4 protein-coding genes are annotated in these 5634 nt (G+C 69.2%); 2 read left to right on the forward strand and 2 right to left on the reverse strand.

Features of this window, described 5'->3' with window-relative positions:
- Nucleotides 1-486 precede the first annotated feature (486 nt).
- Nucleotides 487-3444: a glycosyl hydrolase gene (locus ACXAHD_RS31260; protein ID WP_289213335.1), complete on the forward strand. Its 2958-nt coding sequence runs from the start codon at nt 487-489 to the stop codon at nt 3442-3444.
- Nucleotides 3445-3592: 148 nt separating this feature from the next.
- Here ACXAHD_RS31260 and ACXAHD_RS31265 read toward each other — a convergent pair whose 3' ends face one another.
- Both ACXAHD_RS31265 and ACXAHD_RS31270 read right to left on the reverse strand, forming a co-directional pair.
- Complete coding sequence (locus tag ACXAHD_RS31265) at nt 3593-4438, reverse strand: serine/threonine-protein kinase (protein WP_281555656.1); 846 nt, start codon at nt 4436-4438, stop codon at nt 3593-3595.
- A gap of 127 nt (nt 4439-4565) precedes the next feature.
- Nucleotides 4566-4925: an STAS domain-containing protein gene (locus tag ACXAHD_RS31270; RefSeq protein WP_281550906.1), complete on the reverse strand. Its 360-nt coding sequence runs from the start codon at nt 4923-4925 to the stop codon at nt 4566-4568.
- A 432-nt stretch (nt 4926-5357) separates the two neighbouring features.
- Here ACXAHD_RS31270 and ACXAHD_RS31275 point away from each other — a divergent pair.
- On the forward strand, nt 5358-5634 hold a 277-nt coding region (locus ACXAHD_RS31275; RefSeq protein ID WP_475055036.1), incomplete at its 3' end, for a hypothetical protein.

The following is a 5634-nucleotide window of genomic DNA, read 5'->3' on the forward strand; positions in this document are numbered from 1 at the left end:
GGGGGGGGGAGGGGGGGGGGGGGGGGGGGGGATAACTAGCAAAAAAAAAAAACAAATGGGGGAGGTTGGGGGTGGGTGTGCTGTGGGGGGGGGGGGTTGGCCTTTTTTTTTTTCCCCCCCCCGCCCCCGTTTTCTTTTCGCGGCGGAATCAGCGTACGGAGTCATTTGCGCAACAGCGGCAGACCGATCGGCATATTTGCCGACGGTCACCGGCGACCACGCGAGAGCGCTCTACCGCCATGCAGTCGCACTCGGCTCACGCAGAGCACATGCAGCCCATGAGGAGAGAGAGCGCTCTCACCGAGAGGTTTACAGCAGCACCGGCGCGGCTGTCAACAGACCACCACGACCCCGTACCGAATACACGAAACTTCATGTCGGGATATTGACAGAAGCCCGCATCTCTGATGACCTCCTGGCAATAACTCGTTGACGGGCGCGAATTTTCGCGATCGTGGACCGCGCCCGACCCGACCCGGAGGCACCATGAACCTGTCGATCCGTGGCGCGCGAACAGGTCGTACGCCGCGCCGGATCCTGGCAGCCACCACCGTGACAGCGCTGGCCGCGACCGGACTGATCTTCGGCGTACTGCGCACCGCCGACGCCGCCACCGTCGGCGCCGGCAGCTACACCACCACCCGCCCGGCGGGCGCCGCCGCCCCGACCGCCTGCGGAAACATCTCCGCCAACCCCCGGCAGTACGTCACGGGCACCGCCCCGGCCGGGGCGGTGCCGACCAACGACTGGTGGTCGTCGCTGCTGTTCAAGCGGTACAACTGCGCCTACTCCGACCCGCTGCACGCCCACCCGATGTCGTTCCAGCCGACCGCTGGCGGGCTCGGCGTCTCCTACACCACCGAGGCGGCGATCTCCGGTACGTCGACCGGCGTCGGCGAGTACCACTACCCGTACACGCGAGAGTTCACCCTCGGCGTCGCCGGGCTCAACGCCCCGGACGTCAAGGTCGACGGCTGGACCGACTGGACGGTCAGCCCGTACTGGTCCGACGGCGCCCGCACGCTACGCGCCACCGTCGGCCACGGTCTGCCGTTCGTGTACGCCCAGGTCACCGGCGGCAACGCCGAGCTGTCGTTCCCCGGCACCCCGACGGTCTGGCACCACAGCGGCACCCGGGTCGGCTTCTCGATGCGCGGCCACGACTACGTCGCCTACGGCCCCAGCGGAGCGACCTGGTCCGTCAACGGGACCACGATCAGCTCCACCCTCGCCGGCCGCGGCTACTTCTCCGTCGCACTGCTGCCGACCGGCGCCGGCACCAGCGCCGCCCGGCGCACCGCGCTGATGGACAGCTACGGCCGGTACGCCCACGCCCACGTCACCGGCACCCGGGTCAGCTGGAGCTACGACCAGGCCAGCAGCACGGTCGACGCCACCTACAGCTTCACCACCACGGCCCGGGAGGGCTCCGCCACCGGCACGGTCGTCTCCCTCTACCCGCACCAGTGGAAGCACCTCGACGGCGCCAGCCCGATCGCCGAGACCTACGTGTCGGCCCGCGGTCCGATGCGCAACCTGGTCGGCGCGACGTCGTTCCGGACCGCGATGCGCTTCCACGGCGTACTGCCGGAGGTCCCAGCGGTGGCCACCAGCGTCGGTGCCGACCTCGCCACGCTCACCGCGCACCTGGACCAGGCCGCGTCCGGCGACCCGCTCGCCGGCTTCGACAACGACACCTACTGGACCGGCAAGGCGCTCGGCCGGGCCGCCCGGCTGGCCGAGATCGCCGACCAGCTCGGCCGCACCGCCCAACGCGACCATTTGCTCACCGCCATCCGGAACCGGCTGACCGACTGGTTCACCGCCAGCCCAGGCAAGACGCAACGGGTGTTCTTCTACGACCAGGCGTGGGGCACTCTGGTCGGCTACCCCGCCTCGTACGGATCCGACACCGATCTCAACGACCATCACTTCCACTACGGCTACTACATCGCCGCCGCCGCGACGCTGGCCAAGTTCGACCCCACCTGGGCGGCGACCAGCCAGTACGGCGGCATGGTCAACCTGCTGATCCGCGACGCCAACAGCTGGGACCGCAACGACCCGATGTTCCCGTTCCTGCGCGACTTCGACATCTACGCCGGCCATGACTGGGCCGCCGGGCACGGAGCGTTCTTCGCCGGCAACAACCAGGAGTCATCCTCGGAGGGGATGAACTTCGCCAACGCCCTGATCCAGTGGGGCCTGGCCACCGGCAACACCGCGATCCGCGACGCCGGACTGTACATCTACACCACTCAATCGGCGGCCATCCAGGAATACTGGTTCGACTCCTCGGACACCAACTTCCCGGCCTCCTTCGGGCACCGGTCGGTGGGCATGGTCTGGGGCGACGGCGGGGCCTACGCCACCTGGTTCAGCGCCGAGCCGGAGATGATCCAGGGCATCAACATGCTGCCGGTCACCGGTGGCTCGCTCTACCTCGGCTACCGGCCGGACTACATCGCCACCAACTGGAACGCGCTGGTCACCAACAACGGCGGCCCGCCGACGGTCTGGCAGGACATTCTCTGGTCGTTCCAGGCGCTCGGCGACGCCAACGCCGCCCTGACCAATCTGCGGGCGAACCCCAACTACCCGGTCGAGGAGGGCGAGAGCCGGGCGCACACGTTCCACTGGGTGCGCAACCTGGCAGCGTTGGGTCGGGTCGACACCGGCGTCACCGCGAACACTCCACTTTACGCGGTGTTCGACCGCAACGGTGCCCGCACCTACGTGGCGAGCAACTTCACCTCGTCGCCGGTCACGGTCACCTTCTCCGACGGTACCCGGATGACCGTGCCGGCCGGCCAGACCGCCACCACCGGGGCGCACACCTGGAGCGGCGGCACCGCCACCGGCACCCCGACCAGCCCGAACCCGTCACCGAGCCTGCCCCCCACGCCGCCGGCCTCGCCCACGCCGGACCCGACCACCCCGCCGGTCACTTCGGACCTGTTCCACCTGCGGTCCGCCGGGGTGCTGAGCAACACCGCCGGGACGAACGCGACGACGGTCACGGTGCCGTCGGCTGGCGGGGCGAACTACGACGGTACGCCGCACAACCCGGTCACCTTCCGGGCCTGCGGGTTGACCGGTGCGTACCGGTCGGCAGCCACCACGTTCGACCTCCAGGTGGACGCGGGCACCTCGGTCGGTGCGGGTATCCAGGCCCGGGTGTCGTACGACTTCACCGGCTCCGGCAGCTACGGCCGCACCGAGACGTACCACTACTTCGCCACCGATCCGGTGCCCGGCACCGAGACCTACCGGCAGAGCGCCGGGCTGCGATCCGCCTCAGGAGAGTTCCGGGCGATGAGCAACGGGTGCGTCCGGCTGGAACTGTGGAACGCCATCGGTAATGCAGCGACCACGGTTCGGGTCGACGCGACGAGCGCCGACACCGGCCGGTCGACCCTGCGGGTGCCGTTCCGGATCGGCTGATCTGACCGCTGAAGGAGGAGGAACCCTTTCCCGACGCTCGGCGCCGGGAAAGGGTCCTCGCCGTCGACGATGCCGGACGTGCCGCGACGGCGGAGCCACTTCCCGGACATCGGCCATACTTTGCACGATTCCCCAGATTGACCGACAACTAACATAACTGGGACAAAACGCCGCCACTCGCCCTGTCGCAGCCGCTATTGCCGAGGCTGCCGCCGAGCAGGTCCCAGAGCGCGAACGCCGCCTCGACACTGGTCGGTCGGTTCTCCGGACGCTTGCTCATGCAGGCCCGACAGAGATCGGCCACGGGACGCGGCAACCCGGCGACGGCCAGCACCGGAGTGGGAGCCAGGGCCCCTGTCCGCACGCCGGTCGCCGGCGACCCCGGGCCGACCCCCAGGTACGGCAACCGGCCGGTCAGCATGTGGTAGAGCAAGACGCCGAGGGAGTAGACGTCGTCGCCCGGTCGGCCGGAGCCAGCCACCGTCCCCGACGCACGGCCGGCCGGCGGCGGATCCGCGAACCGGGCCAGGCCGAAATCAATGATCTTGGCACCGGACCGGGTCAACATCACGTTGCCGGCGGTGAGATCCCGATGCACAACGCCCCGCCGGTGAGCCACCGCCAGCACGTCTGCGGCGGTCCCCGCGGTGCGGACCGCGGTGGGCCAGGGCAATGGACCGCCAGTCAGCCGGTCCGCCAGCGACTCGCCGCAGATCAGCTCCATGACGACATACGACGACGTGCCGCCCCCGGGTAGCGGCAGTTCACCGACGTCGTAGACGCGGGGCACACTGGGATGCCGCAGCCGCTGGGTGAACGACGCTTCCCGGCGAATGTCGTCCCTGGCCCGTCGGTCGCCGGCGGCGGCCGGTGCCAGCAACTTGACCGCGAACGGCCGGGCCGAGTCGACGTCGATCGCCTGGTAGACAACCGACACCCCACCGCGACCGATCGGACGAAGAAGGACATAGCGCCGGAGAATGGTGGTACCCACCAGCAACCATGTCACGATAGATCATTTTCCGGCAGGACAGCGCTACCGACAAGATCTACCGCCGGGTGTTAACACGACCCTAATCAGCCGTTCGAACTGCGACCTGCCGCCACCGAGCACCACGAGCTCAGGAGAGCGGCACCTCACGCTCGGCGCCGTCACCGACGTACGGCTCGGGAGCACCGAACAGGCCGAGCAGCCCGGTCACCCACAACTGACGGTGCACGAACCGGCTCGGCTCGGTCACCACCAGCTTGATGCCGCTCACCTCGGCCGCCTGGAAACCGGCGACCATTGCGCTGATGCCAACCGAGTCGATGAACGTCACCAGCCGCATGTTCAGCTGGATTCGGGTCGGACGGCCGTTGGTCAGTACCGCCTGCACCGCTTCGCGCACCTCGTGCGCGGTATCCACGTCGATCTCACCCTGTGGTGAAATCTCAACCACTGCACCAGGCAGCGTCGATGTGACAACCGACAGGCTCACGCGAGCACCTCCACTCGCCCATCCGGGCGTCTCGTCAGTACGCGGGCCGCGACCGAGAGTATTCCGGTGCGGGCATCACCGCCAGCTTTCGCCGGGCCGGATCCGCATCCGACGGGCACAATAATCGCTAACAATCAGACAACCCGCATCATAGCCCCCTGCGCGCTGAGCTACGGCACGGACACCCGGGGCACGATTCGTTGCGGCACGGGCGCCTGAGGTGCCGACCACGAACCTCGGATACCCATCGGCCTCCGGCTCGGCGCCGGCTGTCATCCCAACAGTAGCGGTCCGGTACGACAGAAGACAGCCGTAACAGCACGACGACAAGGGGGTTTGCCGCCGACCGGGGCTGGGCACGTGGAGGCAACCGCAGCGCGCCACGGCTCGCCGGGCGCTTCCGGCAGCCGTGGCGCTGGAGGAGGTAGCAGCATGTTCGCGACCAACCTGATGGAGCACCGCCGCAAGCCGCAACGCATCACCGACCAGGCCTGGGCGCATCTGGTCTCGGCGGTCGACTCCGCCGGTGACGCCGCTCGACTGGCCCACCGGCACACCTCGAACCTCGCCACCGAGACCGGAGCGCGGATGGGCCCGGCCAGCGCGGAGGCGCGGCACCGGGCGCGGGCGGCCGTCGACGCGCTCGCTGGTCGTCGCCGGGACGTGCCGTGGGCGTGGCTCGCCGGTGCGGCGGCCGCCGGAGTGGCCC

It is taken from the genome of Micromonospora sp. ABR4_055, from assembly GCF_056160425.1.